Here is a 25218-nt window from a genome sequence, read left to right as displayed (position 1 = left end):
TGATTATTCAGGACATGCTACAACTACAACAATCTAAAGTGCCGTAACGCTGCTCCACCTTTGAAGACAATATATAGCTCATTCACCTTATGTGGGGCCTCTAGCGAACACTGAACTGTTGTCCACTTGATATCTTTCCCATTCACACTGCCTCCAGGTCCAGAAACTTCACACACACCGAGCAGTTCGCCTTTCAGTCCTCCGGAACGAATCTCCAGTCTTCCCTCTTCTCCAAAAGCTGCCACTCTGGCTTCAAATCCTTGTACTTCTTGAACAGCATTATGGTTGAAAGAGATCCAAGACGACTGACCCTCTCGATATAAAGATTCATCCGGAGTGATTGCCCGAACTGCCGAACGTCCTTCCAGACATTCATCCAGTAGAACACCTGCACAAGCATCGTAATTCTCCGCAAAGGTAAGCAAGTGCAGCGGACGATCAGGAATCGTCTCACCTTCAATTTTAATATCAGCCGACTGACGTATATCTGCGGAAGAACGCCCTGCCAGGATAGCCCAGGTCGCTGTCTCCAGGCAGTATCGATCTCGGGTAACATCCCATAGCGCAAGCTTCTGAACAGGAACCTCGAAACTTATCGTAACACGCGTCCCTGCTTTGACATGAACACGACGGAAAGCAAGCAGTTGCTTCTGAGCACGTTTCACTCGGGAGGTATATGAAGATCCATAGATCTGAACAACTTCATCACTGTCACGTTCACCCTTATTGTGTACCTCCACCTCAATCTTCAATTGATCTGTGGTGGTGGATTCCGCCGAAGCACTGCGACTTACACGAATCGCTTCGTATTCGAATTCGGAATACGTCAGGCCATGACCAAATGCATATTGAACCGGTCCTTCATGATACATATAAGTCATGCCATTCTGAATGATGTCATAATCCATCATGTCAGGAAGCTGTGATTCGTCTTCATACCATGTCATATTCAATCTGCCTGCCGGGGCATAATAATCTAACAGCACGTCTGCAAGCGCGTTCCCCAATTCCTGACCTGCATGTGTCATATAAACGATTGCGCGGGCAATACCTTTCAACTCCTGCAAGGCAAATGGATAACTGCCCATAATGACAACCACTGTATTGGGATTGGCTTCACACACGGCTTTGACAAGCTCGACCTGACTCGGCGGAAGCAGCAGACTTGGGCGGTCAATTTCTTCTTTGCCGTTGATATATGGGCTGTTGCCAACAACAACGACAGATGCCTGACTGCCACGTGCAGCTTCTACGGCTTGTTGTATTCCGCGTTTCACAATATCAATATTGAATGCAGAAGGTCTCTGTGTATTACCTGGTGATTGAATTGCGTGTCCAGAGGCACTCACATCATTCGAATTTGTACCTGTAGCTGTAGTTTGTTCTCCTTGTGGCCGTGGTGGTGATACAGCAGACTGTCCCTGATATTCGCTCAGTCCAACAGGAATACCGTTCCATGTCCGCAAGGTGTTACTTCCATCCGTTAGAGGATCTATACGAACAACTTCCTTCACAAACCAGCCACCATCTCCGGTGCGTTTGCCTGATATATGCCTTGCTCGGTTAAACTAACGTATCGATTATTGTTTACACTTCTCAGCGTATGACTTCCCCAACCCCAATCCTGATGTTCAAATTCGGCGGCTGTGTATGCACTGCCCTCCGGTACAGCGACGAGTGTACCTTCCACACCCAAGGTTATAACCTGACCGTTTGTTGTCTTCAGCTGAATACGGTCATTCCCATCCACATAGGTCACGTCTGCTTCAGGTAGGCGATTGCGCAATCCATCGAGGACGGATACACGATAAGGCAATGTGCCACTGTACCAATCGGTATAGACAACATCCGCAAGTGGCCCAATCACACTGATTTTCTGCAACGCTTCTGCCTGCAAGGGAAGTAATCCATCATTTTGGAGCAAAACAATCGATTCGGCAGCGGCACGATAACTAAGTTTGGCATGTTCCGGTGCACATAATACCGACTCGGGAATAGACGCATATGGATTGAGCCCGGACTGATCGAGTTGTCCAAGTCGCATTCGCACACCAAAGATGTTGCGGATCGCTCTGTCCAAATCAGCTATTTCCAACAGATTCCGGTCAAGAGCCTCCTCCAGAGCAGATACAACAAGATCAACTTCATCTGTAAGACAATCCACTCCTGCCTTCAACGCACCTGCTGCTGATTCGGCATGGCTGGTATGATAACCATGATAATTCACCGTCTGTGACAGGTCTCCACCATCACATACAATGAAACCTGGCATCGACCACTCACCCTTAACCACATCATTCACGTATGGACTTTCAATGGCAGGTGTACCATTAATGGAATTGTAAGCTGTCATCATGGACAAGGCTCCACCTTCCACAAATGGCGTCTCAAATGCTTTTAAATAATATTCCCGCAGATTGCGCGGATCGATGCTGGATGAACAATTCAGCCGATCTTTCTCATTATTATTGGCAAAAAAGTGTTTCAATGTCGCGACCATTTTCAGATAAAAAGGATCATTTCCCTGCATGCCTTTGACGAGAGCCGCCGACATTTCTCCCGTGAGGACCGGGTCCTCGCCATATCCCTCTTCCGTTCTGCCCCAGCGTGGGTCACGTTCCAGATCAACCGTTGGTGCCCATAATGTTAACCCGTGAACTTCAGGATTACGGTGATGATATGCCCTCGCTTCATCGCCAATGACTGAACCAATCTCCCGCATGAGACTTGTATTCCAGGTACTTGATAGACCGAGCGGTTGTGGAAATACCGTTGCCTCCCCTTTCCATGCAACCCCGTGGGCAGCTTCACCCCCAACGTTGTAGGCTGGAATGCCCAGTCTTGGTACAGCTGCTTCGCGTGTAGGAATTAGTCGGATCTTCTCCTCCGTTGTCAATCGTGCAATCAGGTCATCCAACCTTTCCTCAAGTGAAAGTGACACGTCCCACATCGGGTATTGATGATACTCCTTCATCCTTCATTCCCCCTGCGAATTAGTTAAGTCCAAGTTGCTTCCATTGCTGCAGTAAATCCAGCGTGCGCTGGCGATACTTCTGACCATCTTCAGGTTGATTAACCTGATGTTCATGAACGTAGGCATTAAAATACGAAGACAGTATTCGGTAGGCAAGCCTGCGTGCCTGTCCTTCAGCGGATGAGTCCAGTGGACGATCATATCCTTCATGAAAAGCCGCTGATTCTGACGACAATATGGCTTCAAACTCCCTGTCTGCAAACATGGAACGATCTCCGTCAATGATGGCCGCAATGTTCAGCTCACCGTTTTCCTGATGAACAAGTACATTTGCTTCCCACAGGTCATTATGAACGAGTACCGGACGGGTCACTTGATCAAATAAGTCTTTATTTTTGATGAAAATAGCAGCGATATCTTCTCCCACACCTGACATATAATCGACTTGTGCCGCTTTAAGTGCCGTTTCTTCTGCAAAAGAGTGCAGCACCTCGGACCATTGATCCGAGCCTTTAATTGAACCGTCCCCCTGCGGCCAACCAAACGAAGCACCCTCGACCTGATGCATGATGGCGGTATAGGCGCCAAGCTGATGGTACAATCGCTCTTTGTTTATATCTGAAATCGATGCGTGATCCAGCTGCTTACTCGGGATAAACTCCATAAACATGTACGTTCTTGGAGTGATCGATCCGCTGTCATCACAAGCGATAATGTTGGGAGCAGGAATACCTGCGTTACGGTAATATTCATACACAATCGGTTCAGCCGCCATCATCGTACGTTCAAACGAAAATAGGGGATCACTCGCAGAACCAGCCGCTATCTCTCCCCGCTCTGGAGCCAAACGTAAAATCACATCCGTATAGGGTGTATGTTCAAGTTGAATCCGATAGGTTGTATTAAAAAGTCCACCTTGCAGGAGACCAAACGCCTTCACTTTGGTATCGCTTCCAAAATTAATTTCTACCAGATGATGCAGCATCTCTGCTGATATCGTGCAGTGCAAACCAGAATTCATTGTACTCATTTCATTCAATCTCCTATCATCGTAGACAAACAGACGGCACCTTTCGGCACCGTCCTTTTCTTTTACTATATCATTTTACAGTTGGATTGTAAGCGCGCTTGCGCCTGTTGCTGCTGTAACAACAACACCATTTGCACCAGACACTTGGGAACCACCTTCAACGCTGGATACACTTTCAATACCGCGAAGCACGATGTTCCAAGGTTTGCCTGCACCTTCAGCACGAACATCCAGCACTGATCCCTTACGTGTAACGTTAACTGTCAGCTCCTGTTCAGCCGCTTGGTTCACAACGACCGCTTGAGCCGTTTGACCATCAGCCAGTTCGAACAAGTGCAAGGACACATCATTTGCAAAGTCGTAATCCGGTTTACTATCCACAGCACCGACAGCGATCAGGCTGTTTGGCTTAACCATCATTGGCAGTGTTTTGAAGTCATGGTTTTCACTGATCCAGCGTCCACCTTGTACTTTCGCTCCTGTCAGATAGTTCGTCCAAGTTCCTTCAGGCAGGTAATAACGCACATCACCCTCCTTATTGAAGATTGGAGCCACCAGAATCGAATCACCGAACATGTATTGCGTATCCAGGCTGTATGTTGTTGGGTCCTCTGGGAAGTCCAGCAGCATAGCGCGCATCATCGGAATCCCTTTTACAGTCGACTCCACCGCAGAATTGTACAGGTACGGCATCAGGCTGATTTTGAGTTTGGTAAAGTCACGAACAACGTCCACGGATTCCTCGTCAAACAGCCAAGGCACACGATACGAAGTGCTTCCGTGCAGGCGACTGTGTGAAGATAACAGTCCGAATTGTACCCAACGTTTGTAGACATCAGGGCTCGCTGTGCTTTCAAAACCACTGATATCATGGCTCCAGAATCCGAAACCGGAAAGCCCCAGTGAGAGGCCACCACGAAGTGATTCAGCCATGGATTCATACGTGGAAGAACAGTCACCGCCCCAGTGAACCGGGAACTGTTGACCACCTGCTGTTGCAGAGCGTGCAAACAGGGCAGCTTCGTTTTTGCCAATCTTCTCTTCAAGCAATTCAAATACAGCTTTGTTATAGAGCTGTGTATAATAGTTGTGCATTTTAACGGGATCAGAACCATCGAAGTACACAACATCTGTCGGAATTCTTTCGCCGAAGTCGGTCTTGAAGGAATCTACACCTTGATCCAACAGGACTTCCAGCTTGCTCTTATACCAGTTCACAGCATCCGGATTTGTGAAATCAACCAGAGCCATACCTGCTTGCCACATATCCCATTGCCATACGCTGCCATCCGCTGTTTTCACCAGATAACCGTTCTCCATACCTTCATCGAACAAGTATGATTTTTCTGCAATATATGGATTGATCCAAGCACAGATTTTAAGACCCTTTTCTTTCAGACGTGCAAGCATGCCTTCCGGATCCGGGAACATCGCTTCATCCCATACAAAATCAGACCATTGGTATTCCTTCATCCAGAAGCAGTCAAAATGGAATACAGAAAGTGGCAGATCACGTTCAGCCATGCCATCTACGAAATGATTAACCGTTGCTTCGTCGTAATCCGTTGTGAATGACGTTGTCAGCCACAGACCAAAAGTCCATGCCGGTGGAAGCGCTGGTTTACCTGTTAATTTCGTATAATTATCAAGTACATCCTTTGGATTGTCACCGCCGATAATGAAGTACTCCAACGTCTCGCCTTCTACGCTGAACTGAACTTTAGATACATTCTCGGATGCAATCTCATACGATACGCGTTCAGGATGGTTTACAAATACGCCATATCCTTTATTGGACAAATAAAACGGAATGTTTTTATAGGACTGCTCACTGCTTGTACCGCCGTCCTCATTCCAGGTATCGACGATTTGACCATTCTTAACAAACGGTGTGAAGCGCTCACCGAGTCCGTAAACGTATTCACCAATACCGAGATCAAGCTGCTCGCGGAAGTACGCTTCCTTGCTTGGACCTGTAATATAACCAGCCGCTCTTTGACCGCTACCTGTAATCCGTTTTCCTCCATACAGGAAGCTAATATCCCAACCGTTTGTTTTGTCGATTTGAACTTCCAGATTGCCACTTTTCAAAACAGCACCTTGTTCATTTTTTGAGATCTCAACGTTGGCATCTTGCGTGTTAAGCTCAAATACAGGCCCTTTTTTCACTCCGCCTTTATGATGATTCAAGGTTACACGAATAACGTTTGGCATAGGTGAGCTGTACGTTGCTTTCAGCAATGTACCGTTCAACGTGTCGCCTTTGCTGCGAATATATTTAGTTGCCGCATATACGGTCAAAGAATTATCTTTTTGCACAATATCACGAATGTCAGTCGGGTTTTGAATCTGGTACCCTTCACGAGTCATCCAGAATCCATCAGTAAATTTCATGTTTTCTTTCCCCCTTTGGTTATATTATAATAATATTGATATTAATAACGAATTTCTTCTCTTATTTTGACCAAATATATCACGATTTTGATAATAAACATCCGATTCTTGAACATCATCACCAATCTATGGAAACGATTACATTAATAATGATACAAAAGGAGAATCTGATATGGAACGTGAACGATTACGGGAAGACCGGATTCACGGCAATGCCATGTATCCCGTCAGTGTGTACCCAGATATTCAACAACTGAACGGGGATAGCATTCTCGATTGCCACTGGCATGATGAGATGGAGTTCACTATGGTGACCCAGGGCTGCGCCGTCTTTCAGATCGATATGAACACTGTTGAGGTCCAAGCTGGAGAAGCGATTTTCATCAATAGAGGCGAGATTCATGCGGGGTATCTGAAGGGCGATGTGCCCTGCGTATTCTCTTCCATTGTATTTAATCCCGAACTGCTTGGCAGCCGTACCTTCGATACGGTCCAAGAGAAATTCATCGGTCCACTGGTACGCAAAACGGTGATTCCCCCCAGCCATATCAAGGCAGATGAGGATTGGGGACAAGAAATCTTGGATCACCTGAAACGCATATTTGCGGACCATGCTACCCGAACCGAAACATGTGAAATGTCAACGAAAGCCTACCTGTACCTCATATTTGCCCGAATGTTCGAACATATGAGACCTGCTCCGCTCAAAGGCACTGTAACTACAGGCAGTCATGACAAGGTAGAGCGCCTGAAATCCGTGCTCAGTTATATTCACAAACGGTATCCTGAACCATTAAAGCTGAAAGAACTGGCCGATGAGGCCAATATGAGTGAAGGGCACTTCTGTCGTTTCTTCAAACAAATGGTGCAGAAAACACCTGTTGATTACATTAACTATTACCGTGTTCAGCAGGCATGCGTTCAGCTTGAGAATACAGATCACAAAATTGTTGATATCGCCATGGATGTGGGTTTCGAGCATCTAAGCTACTTCATCACTACATTTAAAAAGCATAAAGCCACTACACCTTCACAGTATCGCAAAATGTTCTATGAGAACGTAGGAATGGAGTCTGCCCTGGTTCAGGTGTAAAAGGGTGTAAAAGGGTGTAAAAGAAGAAGGTGCTCACAGCATTCAGCTGCAAACACCTTCTTTATCAACTTTCCTGGGAACGAGTGAGGTAACGATCTGATCTGAGCCACATTGTCTCAGGTTAGAACTCATTTCATATGCTGCTACAAGCATTGCGCTAAGGAGTTATTGATGTCTCACTTTTTCAGCGTCTTCCATGAAGTGTACTCATGTACGGAGAAACCGTTAAAGGACGCATGTACTGAAGCCATTTTTTCGACCAATTTTAATTGTGCTTCCATATAAGCAGATCCCTCTTCATAAAAAGTAATGAAGTCGCCTTCCTTGCTTTGCTTTGTTTCCACGGCGATTGAGATCGTCTTGCCAAGCAGAGCTGCTTCTGCAAGTTCATCCTTCGCTACACTATAGATTGCAGCAGCTGTATCGCGGTAAGCCATAATGGTGATGGAATCAAACTTGCGGATCATCCAGCTGCTAACCGCCATCGTTGAACCCGGAATTTTGTAGTTATCCAGCCAGAAAGGCAGATCAGCCGCTACTGGCATCTTCATCCGTGATGCTCGCTCAACAATGTACTCCACATTGCCTTGCCACTGGGTAATTACACTGGCTTGATTGATTTTCCATTGCGGGTGCACATGTGGTTCAATATCCAGATGAATACCAGCAAATTTCTCATTGGACAACGCCTGCGCCTGATATGCCTCGATCCAGTCCAGGAAAGATGCAATCTGTTCCCGACTTTCCGTCAATCCCCACGCTGATCTTCCATCCATGACGTCAACCGCAATGTTCTTGGCTCTCGCCTGGCGGATAAAGCTTTTATACTCAGGAATCTTTATATCCCGGTTCATCTGCAGATAGATCGTATTGATCTTGTGCGCTGTAGCGTAATTTAACACCTCTTGAGGATTACTTCGGATCTGGGTGGTATCCCACACCCAAGTCGCTCTCACCGGCACATCAAGTTTTCCATGAATCGTTGCATAACTGTCGACCGAACCATCCGCAATGGCTTTGGAAGAACAGGCTGTACTCGCACACAGGATCAAACAACTCAGTAATAAGATAAAACGGTAACCCCTTTTGCTTTTCATATTTGTACACTCCCTCTGAAGTTATCAGCTCTGACGTGCAAATCTGGATGAAATTGTGTCGTTTCATATTCATTTAATGGATACTTATTAGGTACGACGAATTTGTATTGCTTTTATATGCAATATCATCTTTAAGACTTACGACGAAAGAATCATATAACTATATTTCGGGAATTCGTAGTTCTGTATGTATAGTTCAAAAGTCACAATTATTTATTATTTTCAAATTCAATCCTTATTCCAGCATGACTTCAGTCATTATTGCCATATGTACACCAAGCTCCAGAAGACCTAGAAAGCGTTTTCTCTCAAAATACACCAAAAAACCGCCCTAAGGCGGCTTTAAATGGAACCCTATTTAATGATGTCTAGTCGACATTTCCGTTCATTCATTTCCCGATGGAGCTACCGGTGTATTGTCAACCACTTCATCGAAAAGGGACACGAGTTCAATACCTTCTGCCGAGATCCGCACAAGACCCTTGTCGGACAAACGTAATTCTGGAATCACAACCAACGCGAGCAACGAAAGCGTCATGAACGCATTATTCAATGTACATCCCGCGGACTGTAATGCTTCACTGACTGCTGCCGATTGGGCTGCAACGACTTCAAAAGATTCAGTTGACATCAAACCTGCAATCCGCAGCGGAAATTCGGTTACCCCTGCTGCCGTTACCACGGCCACCCCGCCCTGCATACGAATGACGCGATTACCGGCTTCAGCCATTAGCGCATCATCATTACCGATAATCAACAGGTTGTGACTATCATGAGCAACCGTCATCGCAATCGCTGCAGGTGATGTGAAGCCGATGCCTCCAACAAGTGCTACCGCTCGATTCCCAGTTTGTTTGTGACGTTCCAATACCGCAATTTTGCATACTTCCCCTGAAGTTGAAACCACAACCTTGCCGTTCTCTACGGTAACAGGCAGGTGTTTCTCCTTTGTATCCACATGGTTCTCTGTCACATGAATGATTTTGGCACCAATCGTCCCCTCTTGAATCGGCGCAGCCAACTCCAGATCTACTGGCTGAATATTAGCTTCTAACTTCACCGTGTTCAGCGCTTCCTCAGGGTACGTGAAGCTGTCCCATACCGCCGTCATCTTCCCATTCTCGGCAACAACTTGCCCGGCAGCAATCGTCATGCCCACACGTACATCCGCCAACCGGCCGTCCAGCAGAATAATATCGGCTATATTGCCTGGAATAATCGCTCCAATGTCGCGCGCAACACCGAAACGCTCAGCCGTGTTAATGGTTGCCATCTGAAAAGCCGTAACCGGCTTCACCCCTTGGGAGATTGCGAGACGAACAACAAAGTCCATATGTCCTTCTTTGAGCAGGGATTCAGAACTTCGGTCATCGGTCACCAGCATCATCCGGCGTGTATCCAGTCCAAGCTCAGTGCAGGCTTTGATTGTCTCAGCCACATCATGCCATGCCGAACCTTGACGCATCTTCGCGTACATTCCGAGTCGCAGACGTTCAACCACATCTTCCTTGGTGACACATTCATGATCCCCTGTAACTCCACTCGCTGCATACGCTGGCAGACGCCAGTCGTCTGCAGCCCAGGTGAAATGACCGTCTGCCACTTTACCTGCCCGGAGGGTCGCCTGTATCTCACCAATCATCGTCTCGTCCCCATAGACTACCCCAGGGAAGTTCATCACTTCACCAAGGCCAATCATGTCCGGACCCCAGGAAAGAGCCTCAGCTACCTCTTCAGGCCCGATATAAGCACCTGTTGTCTCCAATCCTGGATGCGTGGAAGGCACACAGGAAGCCACCTGCATATAAGCAGCCATCGGTGTGGTCCGCGCTTCATCCAGCATCAGTCTCAAACCTTTGAGACCAAGCACGTTAGAGATCTCATGTGGGTCAAAGAAACCTCCGGTCGTGCCTGAAGGCAATACCGCTCTCGCAAACTCGGTTACTTTCATCTGTGTACTTTCGATATGGCAGTGTCCATCCAGCAAACCAGGAGCGATATACTTACCGTTCGCTTCAATAATCCGGGTATGTTCTCCGATGGTGTGGCTTACATCTTTACCAACATAAGCGATTCGAGCTCCCTGTACAGCTATGGACATCTCAGGCAAAATCTCACCCGATATCACGTTTACCAGCGTACCTCCCCGAATGACCAAAGTCGCTGGCAAATCTCCCCGTGCTGTAGCGACCAGATCAGGTACACAATCGGCCATAAGTGGCCGTTCAAAAGATGGTTTGTTCATTTTGTTGCCTCCTTTAATAAACGATCCAAAAAAAAATATATTGTTACGATTATATGAGTCGGGACTTCATGTGTAAAGAAAAATCACATCTATTGTGCTTAAATACAAATTATGAAGTCGTCTTTATCCACGGGACCCAATCCTTACGGATTCACGTTAGGTATTTTCATTCAATACGATCACTTAAATGGCTGGAACCTCATCTCGTATAATTCCCTCGCTAAGCTAGCTTCTTCCCGATCTATGTATCATATACAGAAAAACTCCCGTTCCATTGAACGGAAGCCTTCTTCATGCATATGAAGTGTTATGTCAGTCCACTTGCGCAGCAGACACCTTGCCAAGATCATACCATTCTTCCGACTGGGCAGTAATGAAAGGACTCGGTGTACCCACGCAGTAAACGTGCAGCAGATGCATCGCTCGTGTACAAGCCGTATAGAACAACTTGCGTTCATGTTCCTGCGCATACTGCTCCGCAGAGCCGTCATAGATCAGGACAGCATCGAACTCCACACCTTTGGCCAGATACGCTGGGATCACATGAACACCCTGCTCAAAAGCCAGCGTCGTTTTTTTGATTAACTTCGGTGCTGTGGGCAGTACCTTGCTCAATGCAGCATGTACGTCTCTGCTCTCTTCGGCGGTCTTGCAGATGACTGCGACCGATTCGTATCCTTCCTTAATCAAGTGCTTCAGGTCTGTCGTGATGACGTTCATATGACGCTCGGCATCAGAAGAGACAATCACTTTAGGCTTCTCGCCGCTACGGTTAAATGGAATAATCTCTTCCCCACCAGGCACCATACCACGTGTAAACTCCACGATCTCCCGGGTAGATCGATAACTTCTAGTCAGCTCAATCACTTCCGTATTGTCTGGTCCGTACAGGTTAGTCAAGGGTCCTGTTCCACTAAGTACTGAAGAGTGGGCATAGATTGCCTGATTAAAGTCACCAAGTGCTGTTATTTTCGCCCGCGGGAACAATCTCTTCATAAATGCCAACTGAAACGCAGAATAATCCTGGGCTTCATCAATGATGACATGGCGAATATTGGAGTTAATATGGAATCCAAGCATAAGCTCACGCAAGTACAAGTATGGCGTAATATCTTCATATGCCAACTCCTGAGACTTCAATCTGCGTAAAGTCATCTTACCAATTTCATCCCATTGAGCAGGCAGTGCTTCGTCACCCAGCAATCGCTCCATCTGAGCCTGATCGTTGAATAGATGTGCATATAATTGTCTTATATCAACGAATCGTAAGGACTTAATCCATTTTCGCAACGGTTTGAGTCGGTCACTGACCACCATACGTGCCAGAATCCCTCTTTCCTGCTCGAAGTCATTAAACGTATGGGTCTTTCCTTTTTGCTTGCGCTTCAACCGTTGATACGCACGTTGCAGATCCTCCGGCTCCATCAGATCAAGCTGCTGATCAACCCAAGGCGCATCCAGTTCACCTTTACCAAAGGCAGACAGTTCTTTCAGCATCCAGTCCCGTAACATCTCCAGTCGACTCACCAGCTTAACGGATGACTCGAAGCTGTAGAATTTCTCAGCCATAGCCTCTGACGTGACAATCGCTCGGCCCTGGAAGCGAACCGGCTTGAATTTCATGCCACCTGACAACATACTTTCCTTATAACGTGTAATAACCTTGAGGAACGTTTCGGACGACTTGAAGCGAATGCTGGACATGCGAACATCGTAATCGGGATCTTCCGTCCCCGTAAGTACATATTCAAGCTGAATAAACGGATCTTCCAGTTGATATTCACGACCCAAACGGCGCTCCAGATACTCCTGGAAGGTCGTTTGCAACATGTTTTCCTCCCCAAGCTCAGGCAGTACCGTGGAGACATAACTGTTGAACATTGGATTTGGTGAAAAAAGAACCATCTGATCCGCTTGCAGATGCTCGCGGTATTTATAGAGAAGATATGCCACACGCTGGAGCGCCGCGGATGTTTTGCCACTGCCGGCTGCGCCTTGCACAATGAGCATACGTGTCCGGTCATTACGGATAATCCGGTTTTGCTCCTTCTGAATGGTCGCTACAATACTCTTCATCTGTGCATCCGAAGTTCGACTGAGCACGGCCTGCAACAACTCATCACCAATCGTAACCCCCGTGTCAAACATAAAACGAATACGACCGTCCCGAATGACAAACTGTCGCTTCATCTCTATATCACCGCTGATCTCCCCACTGGGTGTATGATACGTGATTGGACCCGGTGCTCCGTCATAATACAGATTGGAGATTGGCGCACGCCAGTCGTAGACCAGAAAAGATTCTTCCTTCTCATCCAGCAACGATGCAATGCCGAGATAAATGCGTTCTGCATTTGGATATCCATCTTCCTTAAAATCAATGCGTCCAAAATACGGTGAATGATGCAGTCGTTTCATTTTATCCAACGCAGCCGCTGTATTGAGATGGCTACGCTCCCGATCGGACAATACCTGTGACTGCTGCCGCATGCTGGTTGAAGTCTCGCCAACATCATCCGCTTCGCTAAAGTTCATCGTGACTTCGTCCCAGAAGTCTTTTCTCATGCCAACCACTTCGTCACGAAAGGAACCAACTTCATCTTCCAGCGTTGTGATCTTGCGTTCAATCTGATCGGTCACGGTGTTGACCCGTTGTTGTTCCTCATTCCATTGCTGATCTGTACTCATATGTTAATAGCCCCTCTTTCCCCGGATTGTGTCCTCAAAATCCCATTTGACAAGCCCGAAAAGGCAATGGTATAATTATTAGAAAGTAAACATTTTAATTATATGTTAATTAGTTCTAATTTTCTGAAAACCATTTTTTATTGTACCAGTGACAACGTCCCGATGCAAGCGGAGGCGTTTTTTGTTGTTTTCTTCTTCATTATTACCCAATCACCGGGTCCTCAACTGACCTAGCTACTCCTGCCTACTTTCGTAATTCTTCAATTGTCTCTTTCCAGCGTGTAATTGCTCCAAGTTCATCCTTCAATTGAAAGGTTATTCCTGAAGTGATCTCCGCATATGGCGCGTGATCCACACGTACCTGAAGCACTTGTGCTCCAAAACGATCTCTCGGATGAACAGCCCCCTTCATCTCAGGCAGCCGTTCTACTTCTATACGGATATGCAGCAATCGATGTCCTTGAACCGCAATCAAGGTAGCCTTGCCTGTTTTGCTCATGTTCATACTGGTCTGTGTACCTGGCCATAGAGCCAGTCTAAGCTGATGCGGATTTATCGCAATCACTTCCCCCATACTGATCATCGCCTGATGCGGCCACTGATCCTCAGATACAGTTAGCAGTTGCATGGCTTCATGCTGTTTATGCTCCAGATTTGTCCCACTCAACCATTCCATTAGTTCAGCGTCCAATTCCTCTATAATCATGTCTCTATCCCTCAGTTCGTTAATATTCATTCATTCGCTTCAGCCGTATGTATGACAAAACAACCCGGACACGATTGTCCGGGCTATGTTGTAACTACATTGTATATGATCGCCAAGCAGGTACGCAATTCGCACGTAGAGAGGTTGTTCAAAAAGTCTACTTTTGATTACGAATCATGCCTAAGGCCACTTAAGCCAATTCAAAATTTTGTCCTGTGATTCTTTGTCTTCACTGGCGCTATGCACATGTTCGGCAAGTCGATTCAAACGTTCCAACTGATATCCATAATCATAAATGGCAGCAGCCACGATAGACAATCGTAACATCCCTTCCTTGTCGATATCAAACTGGGTGATCGCCTGCTCCATGAAACGGTCATTATCCAATACAAACTGTGCGGCCTCTTCCCCATTAGGTTTCAGCTTATCCTCGAACTTGAGCAGTGCATGCTCATGGAATTTGATAACCAGTTCAAGATGTGAGTCAAAAAACTGATCCATGGCCGTTGTCCGCGGTGCCTGGAAATAGTGGCGTTCCACCGAATCCAGCACCTCGTACCCTTTTTGCAAACTCAGCAGCATTTGTTTGTAGACCACCATCTGACGAGTTTCGCTGAATTTCGAACGTTTCATCTTTTTCTGTTCCTCTTCGAACAAGTTATACTTGTCGGACAAAGACTTAATGGAACCGCCCAGGTTACTTTTCTCCTCCCGGAATACAACTTCCTTGATCTCATCCGAGATCGAAGTTCGCAGAAGCAACGACATACCGCTGAATACACTATGGATCTGCTTCACGAACTGAACCTTCGGTTTCGGAGGAAATACCGTAATGTTGATGAGAAACGCCGATACAATACCAACCAATGTCAACAGAAAACGATTGAGTGCAAAATGCCAATCACCCGAGGCTTCCATAATGGATACAACCGTGACCAGTGTCAGGCCAACCGTCTCACCCATATTCAATTTAAGACAGATCATGATGACAAGTACAATAATTAATCCAACGGCGATTGGCTCATTGGACAACACCATGCCCCCCACCAGGGCGACAATAGCTCCCAGCGTGGTCGTTTGCAATTGATCCAGGAAGTATTTCCAGGAACGATAGATGGAAGGCTGCATGGCGAATATAGCCGCGATTGCGGCAGGCACGGGAGATTGCGGGTTCAAGAACAGGCTGCTTAGGTACAAGGCAAGCGTGACCGCGATCCCCGTCTTAAGTACACGTGCACCAAACGACATGGTGATGCCCCCTCCTCTTTACCGAACCTGAAATTTTACATTTGATAATCATGTTCATTATTACCCCATATTTCTTTTTTTGCCTGAATTCATTCAGGAGAACGATTTATTGTACCATGTAAGGTCTTCCGTTGCCATGTCATAAGTCAGAGGTATTATGAAATTGATTCCTTTATGTATGTTAATACACATTATTAACCCAAAAAGAAGCAAATCTTCAAAATGGATTTTCACCACTTCAAAGATTCGCCTCTGTTACTTATGATACCTCTGTGGAATGCTCATGCTTATTATGCCTGCCTAACGGTCCGTGCCCTCCCATTCCCTTTTGAACTGGTCCACAAACTGCACCATATAATCATGACGCTGTTCCGCCAGCTCCTTGCCATAGGAGGTATTCATCAGATCCTTGAGCTTGAACAACTTCTCGTAAAAGTGATTTATCGTTGTGCTACGCCCATTGCGATATTCCTCACGGGTCATCTGCTCCCGTGGGGGAAGGGAAGGATCGTACATCTCGCGCCCTCTGGCGCCTGAAAAGGCAAAGGTTCGCGCAATCCCAATCGCACCCAATGCATCCAGTCGATCCGCATCCTGTACAACCTGTGCTTCAAGCGAGCTGACTGCAGCACGCTGTCCTCCCGCATATGAGATGGTGCTAATAATACCCACAACCTTATTACGTATATCCGGGTCAAGAGGCTGGGTATCCAGCCAGTCATTCAGTTTGGCCATCCCGGCTTCCAAGCTCTCATTCAGCTTCTCATCCGGTACATCATGTAATAATGCAGCCAGTTCGCAGACAAATGGATCTGCACCCATACGGTGAGCGAGTTCAACCGCAAGTGCGGTTACCCGTTCAATGTGCGGCCAGTCATGACCATCACTATGCTTGGATGAGTCCCCTTGAACAAAGGATCGGGCGGCGCGCAGAACAGCCTCTCCTGCCGTTATTCCATCTATATTATGCATGTGCCCTAATTCTTGCAGATTCCCACCAGGTTGAAGAGGGTTCTCTGACATCTTACGATTCCCCGCCTTCACGGGCCTGTTCACGAGGAATACGTCGAGCTACACCCGTCTTAACAGCTGCTTCAATTACGCGACTGCGCATCGATTTGACTACTTTATCATTGAACACACTCGGAATAATGTAATAACGTGTACGCTCTTCGTCGGTAATGGCCGAAGCAATCGCTTGCGCGGCTGCCAGCTTCATTTCTTCATTAATTTCGGTGGCTCGGCAATCCAAAACTGCCCTGAACATACCCGGGAAACATAACACGTTGTTGATCTGATTCGGATAATCGGATCGTCCTGTTGCCATTACAGCCACAATGTCTTCCACCAAGGCAGGCATAATCTCAGGTACCGGGTTTGCCATTGCAAACACGATTGGATCTTCTGCCATGGTCTGCACATCTTCGCGAGTTAACAGATTCCCGCGGGACAGGCCAATGAACACATCGGCTCCACGAATGACATCACGCAGCGATCCAGTCTCCAGTTCGGGATTAGTACGAGCTGCATAATCACTCCAGACTTCATTCTCATAGGTTTGTGTCCGTACAATCGCACCCTCACGATCGACACCTATAAGCCGGCTGGCTCCCGCTGACAATAATATATTGCTGCACGCTACACCTGCTGCACCGATGCCACAGACCACAATCTTCACATCTTCAATGGACTTGCCCACCAGTTTGAGTGCATTGATCAGACCGGCATATAACACAACCGCTGTGCCATGCTGGTCATCATGAAATACAGGAATGTCCAATTCCTCATTCAGACGACGTTCAATTTCGAAACAACGCGGTGACGAGATATCCTCCAGATTAATGCCGCCAAAACCAGGTGATATCGCTTTCACAGTACGTATGATTTCCTCGGTATCCTGTGTGTCCAGGCAGATTGGGAAAGCATCCACACCAGCAAACTGTTTGAATAACATCGCTTTACCTTCCATGACAGGCATCGCTGCACGGGGACCAATGTTGCCCAGTCCAAGTACCGCACTGCCATCAGATACGACGGCTACTGTATTCCGTTTAATTGTCAATGAGAAGGCTTTGCCGGGTTCTTCTGAAATGGCTGAACACACACGAGCCACATCCGGAGTGTACACACGTGACAGATCTTCCCGGTTTTGAATCGGGGTCTTTGGTGTTACTTCGATCTTACCGCCCAGATGAAGCAGGAACGTCCGATCCGATACATTAATAATGGATACACCTTTAAGCTGGCGCACCCCTTCTATAATTTTACTGTTATCTTGTGCATCTGTAACTGCGACCGTCAAGTCGCGCACGCTTACATCCTGATTGGTGGAAATCACGTCGATGGCAATGATGTCTCCCCCAGCTTCCGAGATGACCGAAGCCACTTCGCCAAACTTGATATCCTTAGTTGTCATTTCCAGTCGAATAATAATGCTGTTACCATCCAGATTTCTTTGATTCATTTCCATTCCTCCCAGACTGAAAGTCTTGAGTTACATGTTACGTGTTTGTCTTCGCTACGCGGACACGTTTATCCTTTATCTTGTCCAGAAAAAGTGGTTCAACAGCCAAATGCATAAAATTAAAAAAGATGCCCTGAACACCAATGCAGGCGTTCAGGGCACTCTTTGTCTATCCTAACTCCGTTTATAAAGTAAGGATGAACCTATATTATTTTCGAGCAGTCGGTCTGCGCAGAACACAAATGTCATATGGCTTCAAGCTGAGACTTGCTTCCACAGCATCACCACTGAGCAGATCGGTATAGGACTGTCCATCTAGTTTAACCAGCTTCTCATCTGGCGTGTAGTTCTGTACAAACACATAATCTGCTGTACCATCTGTACGCGTATGTGCCGTTGTTCCGGCAGGCAGCTCGGTTTCAAGTCCACGCTCAATGTTCAGGTCAGCGATAAGCTTCGCATAGAAATCATCATAGAATGGTGCTTTCAGACGTGTCGCTACGTAATATGCTTTTCCTGAACCCAACTGGTTAACCGTCAATGCCGGACGTCCGGCATAAAAGTCAGAACGGTACGTAGCCAGGGACTTCGCGCCTTCGAGATGAATCAGATCACACAGTTCAATTGCATCATACGCTGTATTGAGCTGAAGCTCATTGCCCTTCTCAGGGATAATTCCGTTCAGATCACGATCATGCAGTCCGTCAATTTCCTCGGACCAGATGCCAAGTGTCTTACGCAGCGGGCCTGGGAATCCACCCAGGAAACACAGATCGTTTTCGTTAACAATACCAGACCAGTAAGTTGCTACAAACGTACCACCTTGTTCTACAAACTTCTCAATACGTTCCCCGACACCTTCACGTACCAGATAGAGCATTGGAGCAATCAGCAACTTATACTTGGACAGATCTGCATCCATATCAATTACGTCTACAGCGACTCCCTTTTTCCAAAACGCTTCGTAATGCTCTTCCACCGTCTGCTCATACTTCACACCGATATTACGCGGACCCTGGGAATCATTAACGGCCCAGCGGTTTTCCCAATCAAATATGATTGCAACTTCTGCCGGAACCGCTGTTCCTACAATAGCTTCCATGCCTTCAAGAGCCGTTCCTACGTCGGTGACATCTTGGAACACTCGAGTGTGTTCCGTTCCTACGTGGTCTACCACCGCACCATGAAGTTTCTCACTGGACCCACGGCTTTTTCTCCACTGGAAGTACTGAACACTATCGGAGCCGTGTGCCACAGCCTGGAGAGAAGAGAGCAGATGCATGCCAGGTTTCTTCAGTTTGCTGACATCTTGCCAATTCGTCGAACTTGGAGTACTCTCCATCAGCAAGAACGGCTGACCGCCTTTGATGGAACGAACGATATCATGCATCATCGCGATCCGGGATGCCTGTTTCGCGTCGTCATCTGCATCATGCCAAGTCGGATAACTGTCCCAAGAGAGGAAATCCAGAATATCAGCGAACTTCCAATAGTTCAGACCGCCATAGAATTCCATCAGGTTGGTTGTGACTGGCAGATCAGGATTCTGAGCTTTTAATGGTTTCGTTTCATGCACGATAAAATCAGCTGTCTGATCCGTAACGAAACGGCGCCAGTCCAGATTCATTGCGTGTACCTGTGTCTCACCGTGTGGCGCCGGAGATTCCACTTGACTCCAGTCTGTAACCGTATGGCTCCAGAATGTGGTCCACCACGAATGATTCAGTTCATCGAGTGTTTTATACTTCTTCTGAACCCAACCACGGAATGCTTCCTGACAATAATCACAATGACAGTCTCCGCCGAACTCGTTCGAGATATGCCAGCCAATTACAGCCGGATGATCCGAATAACGTTCTGCCAGTTTTGTGTTGATCGCAGTAACCTTCTCACGGTATACCGGGGAAGTATAACAGTGGTTGTGACGGAAACCATGCAGATTGCGGACACGCTTCTCGGATACACGGAGCACTTCCGGGTACTTCGCGGACATCCAAGCAGGTCTGGCACCACTTGGTGTAGCGAGGAATGCATAGATACCGTTTGCTGCAAAACGATCCAACACCTGATCCAGCCATTCAAACGTGTATACGCCCTCTTCCGGCTCAAGGGATACCCACGAGAAGATACCAATGGACATCACGTTACACTTGGCAAGCTTCATCAAGCGAATATCTTCTTCCAGAACTTCAGGATAGCGGAGCCATTGCTCCGGGTTATAGTCTGCGCCATGCAACATGTGCGGGGCTTTGGAACTTACAGGTGGAAATTTGTATGTCATAAGGACAACTCCCTTGCTTTAATTACTGTTTTTTTAGTTTATATACGATAACGATAACAACGACTTCACAGACGATACGTATTACGCTAGATTACACGTATGTCACGACATCTGATTCTTCAACAGTAGCAAGTGCTGTAAACGATTCCAACTTGCGACCTTTAAAATCAAACATGGTGAGGTTGCCCCAGTTATTCGGATGACCGACGGACCATTCTTCTTTACTTGGTATCCAGGCAGGTTCCCAATAATAGAATCCGTGACCCAAACCACCAGGAACTTCGCGAATAATCTGCAATAGATCCTTCAGATATTTGGTCTGTCCCTCTACACTTGCAGGGTATCCTGGTAACAACATATCTTCCTGATTCAAAATCCATTCAATGCCTTCCGGCTGCTCCAGCGTCCATGGATAAGCGGTTTCAACTACATTGATCGGTTTGCCATAACGCTCAGCCAGATCATGCAGATTGTCACGTAATGCGTCGAGTGTGCCATGCCACCAAGGGTAATACGAGAGACCAATGATATCAAACTCCACACCCAGTGCTTCAAAGCGATCGTAAAACTTGCGGCTCTCGGCGTTATCCCCACCACGATCAATATGTATCATAATCTGAATATCCGCGTCAACGGATTTGACCGCAGCAATTCCGTACTTCACAAGACCTGCAAAACGCTCCCACTGTTCATCCGTATCATGCTCTTCTCCACCGACACGTCCCTCATTCCATAACATGCCTGGTGTAATCTCGTTGCCCACCTGCACCATGTCCGGAAGCGCATCGTGTTCCTTCAACGTTCTCAGAACGTCAGCCGTATACATGCATACCGCACGTTGAAGCTCTTCATAGGACAGGTGCTCCCATGCTTTCGGCTTCCATTGATTGGCTGGATCAGCCCAGCGATCAGAATAATGGAAATCAAGCAAAAATTTCAAGCCCTGTTCCTTGATCCGTTTGGCTACCTCCACCGTCCGCTCCAGATTGCAGAATCCACCAACAGGATCATTCCAGATTCGAAGTCGTATCGCGTTAGCGTCATTAATCTTCAGGATGGACAGCAAGTCTTGTTCCTTGCCATCCACATCACTATAACTCCCGCCATGCTGTTCGATTTCATCCATAAAGGACACATCCATTCCCAGAATGAATGTCTTTTCCGTCAAGTTGCTCACTGTATCAACCTCCATTAATTTGGGGTACAGGCTCAGCCTTTAACTGAGCCCAACGTCATACCTTTGACAAAGAAACGTTGCAGGAAAGGATACACAATCAAGATCGGTGCACTTCCGATGAAGATCTGAGCTGCCCTTACCGTAGTTTGAGAGAGAGCTTCCATTTCTTTTGGATTCATGCTCATGCTACTCATATCACGTCCAATAATGACCGTTTGCATAAATGTAGCAAGTGGGTAATCCTTGGCGTTATTCATGTAGAGCAATCCATCAAACCAGGAATTCCAGTGGAACACCATACTGAACAATGCAATTGTTGCAATGGACGGCATCGAAATGGGAAGGAAGATCCTGAACAATGTTCTGAAATGGTTAGCTCCATCCATGAGCGCCGCTTCCTCCAGCTCTTTTGGAATACCGCGGAAGAAGTTCAGCATCAGAATGACAAGGAATGTGTTAACTGCTCCTGGGAGCACCAGTACCCAGAAGGAATCCATCAACCCGATCTTCTGGATAACCATGTAGAACGGCACCAGTCCCCCGTTGAAAATCATACTGAATACAAAAATCCAGGAGTAGATCGTTCTGCCTTTGAATTCACTATTCTCTTTGGACAACGGATACGCCGCCAGGAACGTAATCAGCAAGGTAATAGCTGTACCGATCACTGTACGTAGAAGTGAAATCCAGAGCGAGTTCAAGAAAATTGGATTGTTCATCGTTTTTTTGTAAGCCTCAAGTGAAAAACCTACGGGCCAGAGATTGACCAGATTGGCATCGGCAGCAGCCTTTGTACTAAAGGATACTGCCAGTACATGAATCATTGGTACGATACACATAATGGCGACCAAAATCAGAAAGCAGGTATTGACTATATTAAACACGCGATAAGGCAATGATTTATGATACATCGTGGTCCCTTCTTTCTCTGTTCATTCGTTTAGAATATGCGATATCCAGCGTATTTTTTGGCTAAGCTGTACGATACAAGAATCAAGATCATACTAATAACCGATTTGAATAATCCGATCGCGGTTGCAAAGCCCATCTCACCATTCTGCATTGCGGAACGATATACGAATGTATCAATGATGTCACCCGTTTGATATACGAGCGGGTTATACAAGTTGAATATCTGGTCAAATCCGGCATTCAGTACGTTACCAAGCGCCAGTGTTCCTACAACCATCAACATCGGCACAAGCGAAGGGATTGTAATGTGAAGTGTCTGTTTCCAGCGTCCTGCTCCGTCAATCTCCGCTGCTTCGTACAACGCTGGATTAATTCCGGCAAGGGCAGCCAGAAAGACAATCATGTTATAGCCAAATTCTTTCCACACATCTGTCAGAATGACCGTAGATCGGAACCAACTGTTGTCTCCCAGGAAGAAATATGGCCCAAGTCCAAAGGTTCCCAGAACCCGGTTAACCAAGCCGCCTGTTGACAACAGATCTATCAAAATCCCGCCCAGAATGACCCAGGACAAGAAGTGAGGTAAATATACGAGTGTTTGAATCGTTCGCTGTACAGCCATCTTGCGAACCTCATTCAAAAGAATGGCAAAAACAAATGGAACAAATAAATTGAAAATCAGTTTAAGTACAGCAATAATTAATGTGTTCCAGATGACCTGTAAGCTGTCTTCACGTTCAAACAAATATCTAAAGTTGTCCAGCCCAACCCATTCAGAACCGCTAATCCCAAGCCATGGCTTGTAGTTCTGGAACGCCATAATGATTCCGCCCATAGGCACATAACTGAAGATAATCAGAAAGATAATGGCTGGCAACAGCATAACGTGGAATGGCCAAGTGCGTTTCAAAGTTCTCATGATTGCTCCCCCTGTATTTCTTCCTACTCAAGTACTCCCTGAGTGGCTTATAATGCGATTATATCAACCTTTTACGGGGTCCAAACAGCACATAAAAGCAATATAAATGGCACAAATTCAACCACTTTGCCTCAGCTCTAATAAACAAAAAAAGCGCCCAGACGTTAGTCGTCTGGGCGCTCCTTGTAATTATTTTTTCACACTGTCATACCATTCATTAACCTCTTGCGTAATTTGGTCACCGCCACCGGATTTCCACGTTTGTACAAAGGTATCAAACGCATCAACCGGATTTTTGCCATAGATAATTTCGTTAAATGCTTGATTCTCGATTTTGTTCAAATAGTCAAGCTTGGATTTCATCGTCTTTGTTGTCGGACCTGTGAACATGTTCTTGAAGGAAATTTCTTCTTGGCTCAGCAACACTTTCGCTGCTGCTGGAGTCTCTTTACCGTAGTTGACAGCAACATCTTTTTCAAGCTTGGTTTCCGGCTCTTTGCCATTGGCCAAATTCATCAGAGCTTTCATCTGTGCATCTGGAATACGAGCACCGTCACGAACAAGCAAATAACGTACAACGTTCACGTATCCACCTTCGATCTCGTCAATCGGCATTTGTTTCCCATCTGCATCCAATTGATAGTCATAGCCTGCAAACAGACCGTTGTCATACTGGCTACCCGGAGCCGGGTCAGCATAATTGTCGAACAGGTAGTTCTGATACGTAAAGAATGCTTCTGGGTGCGCCATATCTTTTTTGATCAACGTAACACCATTAACGAACTGTGTCCCGTGACGCATCGCTTTGCCTTCAGGACCAGACGGAATTTCAATTGGTTTCCATACGGCACTCGGTACATTTTTCACTGTATCGAGAAGTGGCCATCCACTCATCCAGTAAGGTCCTGGAATAATACCCGCAGTTCCTGCAACTGCTGGCTCTGCTGTTTTGTTCTCATCCCATAGAGCTGCTTCCTGCGGGATATATCCTTTTTTGAGCCATTCGCTCAATTTGGTCAGACCTTGCTTCATACCCGGATTGATGGAGCCATACTCCAGCTTGCCGTCTTCCCCCAGATTCCATTGGAACGGCAATGTTCCATATGCTCCGAAGATCCAAGATGGGTCTCCCATCCATGTATTCATGGAAGTTTTGAAACCAATGCTGAGCGGAGTGACTTTATCAGGAGCCAAGCCGTCAGGGTTATTATTTTTGAATGCTTCCATCACTGCTTCCAGTTCGTCGATGGTTTTTGGCGCCTTCATGTTCAGCTTATCCAGCCAATCCTGACGAATCCAGAGCAAGTAATCATTGTTGTAGGCATAGTCCAGAACAGGGATACCCATTCTTTTTCCATCACGACTATACTGGTTCCATACGTTTGGATCTTGTTCAATTGCTTTTTTCCATGTGTCCGAAGCATATTTATCGAACAGTGGCCCTACTTCTTGATACATTCCAGAATCAATCAGATCCTGAGCAAGCAGATTATCACCTACGTTTACAATATCAGGCATTTCCTGTCCTGATGACATCGCAAGACGAAGCTTGGTTGCAAATGCTCCATTTGTGTCTGTTACTGACCACAACGATTTGATTTCAATCCCGAATTGCTCTTTGGCCCACTTGGTTGCCACGTTATTTTCCATGGATTCGCCATTTTTAAATTTCAGCTCTGGATCGATTCCCCATGCTGTAGTAATAGTAACTGCCGGATCATATTTCTCTTTGTATTCGTTTTGGGTTCCAGATGTACTTGGTGTTGCACTATCTCCGCCCCCACTGTCTCCTGAACATCCTGCAAGAACGACAGTTAGACTCAGCGTTGTAGCGAGAAGCGTCAAGAATCTCTTTTTTGTTGATTGCGCTCTCATGTTGTTCCCCCTTAAATCGTTTTGGTTACCCTTTCATTATAGGCTGACCAGGCCTTTGAGCCTATGATACGAAATCAAGATTTCTGCACCTTTGCCAACCTATATTCTGGAATGT

General features: G+C 46.5%; 17 protein-coding genes. 1 reads left to right on the top strand and 16 read right to left on the bottom strand.

Annotation, left to right across the window (positions count from 1 at the left end):
* Positions 1–23 precede the first annotated feature (23 nt).
* From C161_RS32330 to yicI, 4 genes are all read right to left on the bottom strand, one after another.
* On the bottom strand, positions 24–1514 hold the full coding sequence (locus C161_RS32330; RefSeq protein ID WP_051449689.1) for a glycoside hydrolase family 3 C-terminal domain-containing protein: 1491 nt from the start codon (positions 1512–1514) through the stop codon (positions 24–26).
* Positions 1511–2974 carry a glycoside hydrolase family 3 protein gene (locus tag C161_RS32325; protein WP_051449688.1) on the bottom strand — a complete coding sequence of 488 codons (1464 nt, stop codon included), beginning with the start codon at positions 2972–2974 and terminating at the stop codon, positions 1511–1513. Before C161_RS32325 ends, C161_RS32330 begins: the two co-directional genes overlap by 4 nt.
* Positions 2975–2993: 19 nt before the next feature.
* Positions 2994–4004, bottom strand: coding sequence for a phosphotransferase family protein (locus C161_RS10785; protein ID WP_036670247.1), 1011 nt, complete (start codon positions 4002–4004; stop codon positions 2994–2996).
* Positions 4005–4079: 75 nt separating this feature from the next.
* Positions 4080–6398 (bottom strand): alpha-xylosidase, encoded by a 2319-nt coding sequence (gene yicI / locus C161_RS10780; RefSeq protein WP_036670246.1) that lies wholly within the window; start codon positions 6396–6398, stop codon positions 4080–4082.
* A gap of 172 nt (positions 6399–6570) precedes the next feature.
* Here yicI and C161_RS10775 point away from each other — a divergent pair, with 172 nt between their 5' ends.
* Positions 6571–7491 carry an AraC family transcriptional regulator gene (locus C161_RS10775; protein WP_036670244.1) on the top strand — a complete coding sequence of 307 codons (921 nt, stop codon included), beginning with the start codon at positions 6571–6573 and terminating at the stop codon, positions 7489–7491.
* Between the two features lie 176 nt (positions 7492–7667).
* Here the strand turns inward: C161_RS10775 and C161_RS10770 are convergent, their stop codons facing one another.
* From C161_RS10770 to C161_RS10715, 12 genes are all read right to left on the bottom strand, one after another.
* A complete protein-coding gene (locus tag C161_RS10770) occupies positions 7668–8588 on the bottom strand; it encodes a hypothetical protein (protein ID WP_036670241.1) in 921 nt (306 codons plus the stop codon).
* Between the two features lie 385 nt (positions 8589–8973).
* On the bottom strand, positions 8974–10833 hold the full coding sequence (locus C161_RS10765; RefSeq protein WP_036670239.1) for an adenine deaminase: 1860 nt from the start codon (positions 10831–10833) through the stop codon (positions 8974–8976).
* A gap of 312 nt (positions 10834–11145) precedes the next feature.
* Complete coding sequence (helD, locus tag C161_RS10760) at positions 11146–13521, bottom strand: RNA polymerase recycling motor HelD (RefSeq protein ID WP_036670237.1); 2376 nt, start codon at positions 13519–13521, stop codon at positions 11146–11148.
* Between the two features lie 244 nt (positions 13522–13765).
* Entirely contained in the window at positions 13766–14227 is a 462-nt protein-coding gene (locus tag C161_RS10755) for a hypothetical protein (RefSeq protein WP_036670231.1), read from the bottom strand.
* A 180-nt stretch (positions 14228–14407) separates the two neighbouring features.
* Positions 14408–15475, bottom strand: a complete 1068-nt coding sequence (locus tag C161_RS10750; protein ID WP_017689291.1) for an FUSC family protein — start codon at positions 15473–15475, stop codon at positions 14408–14410.
* Positions 15476–15775: 300 nt separating this feature from the next.
* Positions 15776–16447, bottom strand: coding sequence for an HD domain-containing protein (locus C161_RS10745; RefSeq protein ID WP_143781049.1), 672 nt, complete (start codon positions 16445–16447; stop codon positions 15776–15778).
* A gap of 52 nt (positions 16448–16499) precedes the next feature.
* Entirely contained in the window at positions 16500–17939 is a 1440-nt protein-coding gene (locus C161_RS10740) for an NAD-dependent malic enzyme (protein ID WP_036670229.1), read from the bottom strand.
* Between the two features lie 208 nt (positions 17940–18147).
* Entirely contained in the window at positions 18148–20220 is a 2073-nt protein-coding gene (locus C161_RS10735) for a beta-galactosidase (protein WP_036670227.1), read from the bottom strand.
* 91 nt (positions 20221–20311) lie between these two features.
* Complete coding sequence (locus C161_RS10730) at positions 20312–21397, bottom strand: glycoside hydrolase family 53 protein (protein WP_081745916.1); 1086 nt, start codon at positions 21395–21397, stop codon at positions 20312–20314.
* 32 nt (positions 21398–21429) lie between these two features.
* Positions 21430–22308 carry a carbohydrate ABC transporter permease gene (locus C161_RS10725; protein ID WP_036670224.1) on the bottom strand — a complete coding sequence of 293 codons (879 nt, stop codon included), beginning with the start codon at positions 22306–22308 and terminating at the stop codon, positions 21430–21432.
* Positions 22309–22337: 29 nt separating this feature from the next.
* Positions 22338–23228: an ABC transporter permease gene (locus C161_RS10720; RefSeq protein WP_017689297.1), complete on the bottom strand. Its 891-nt coding sequence runs from the start codon at positions 23226–23228 to the stop codon at positions 22338–22340.
* 189 nt (positions 23229–23417) lie between these two features.
* Positions 23418–25103, bottom strand: coding sequence for an extracellular solute-binding protein (locus tag C161_RS10715; RefSeq protein WP_036670223.1), 1686 nt, complete (start codon positions 25101–25103; stop codon positions 23418–23420).
* Positions 25104–25218: the final 115 nt, after the last annotated feature.

Origin of the sequence: Paenibacillus sp. FSL R5-192 (assembly GCF_000517845.1) — a bacterium.
Taxonomy (GTDB): Bacteria; Bacillota; Bacilli; order Paenibacillales; family Paenibacillaceae; genus Paenibacillus; species Paenibacillus amylolyticus.
The sequence above is the reverse complement of the archived record's forward strand: the minus strand, read 5'-3'. Positions and strand labels throughout refer to the sequence as shown.

Bases quoted from the DNA above. Each gene is read 5' to 3' on its own strand.
- C161_RS32325 (WP_051449688.1), bottom strand. From the start codon at position 2,974: ATGAAGGAGTATCATCAATACCCGATGTGGGACGTGTCACTTTCACTT.
- C161_RS10785 (WP_036670247.1), bottom strand. From the start codon at position 4,004: ATGAGTACAATGAATTCTGGTTTGCACTGCACGATATCAGCAGAGATG.
- yicI (WP_036670246.1), bottom strand. From the start codon at position 6,398: ATGAAATTTACTGATGGATTCTGGATGACTCGTGAAGGGTACCAGATT.
- C161_RS10775 (WP_036670244.1), top strand. From the start codon at position 6,571: ATGGAACGTGAACGATTACGGGAAGACCGGATTCACGGCAATGCCATG.
- C161_RS10770 (WP_036670241.1), bottom strand. From the start codon at position 8,588: ATGAAAAGCAAAAGGGGTTACCGTTTTATCTTATTACTGAGTTGTTTG.
- C161_RS10765 (WP_036670239.1), bottom strand. From the start codon at position 10,833: ATGAACAAACCATCTTTTGAACGGCCACTTATGGCCGATTGTGTACCT.
- helD (WP_036670237.1), bottom strand. From the start codon at position 13,521: ATGAGTACAGATCAGCAATGGAATGAGGAACAACAACGGGTCAACACC.
- C161_RS10755 (WP_036670231.1), bottom strand. From the start codon at position 14,227: ATGATTATAGAGGAATTGGACGCTGAACTAATGGAATGGTTGAGTGGG.
- C161_RS10750 (WP_017689291.1), bottom strand. From the start codon at position 15,475: ATGTCGTTTGGTGCACGTGTACTTAAGACGGGGATCGCGGTCACGCTT.
- C161_RS10745 (WP_143781049.1), bottom strand. From the start codon at position 16,447: ATGCATAATATAGATGGAATAACGGCAGGAGAGGCTGTTCTGCGCGCC.
- C161_RS10740 (WP_036670229.1), bottom strand. From the start codon at position 17,939: ATGAATCAAAGAAATCTGGATGGTAACAGCATTATTATTCGACTGGAA.
- C161_RS10735 (WP_036670227.1), bottom strand. From the start codon at position 20,220: ATGACATACAAATTTCCACCTGTAAGTTCCAAAGCCCCGCACATGTTG.
- C161_RS10725 (WP_036670224.1), bottom strand. From the start codon at position 22,308: ATGTATCATAAATCATTGCCTTATCGCGTGTTTAATATAGTCAATACC.
- C161_RS10720 (WP_017689297.1), bottom strand. From the start codon at position 23,228: ATGAGAACTTTGAAACGCACTTGGCCATTCCACGTTATGCTGTTGCCA.
- C161_RS10715 (WP_036670223.1), bottom strand. From the start codon at position 25,103: ATGAGAGCGCAATCAACAAAAAAGAGATTCTTGACGCTTCTCGCTACA.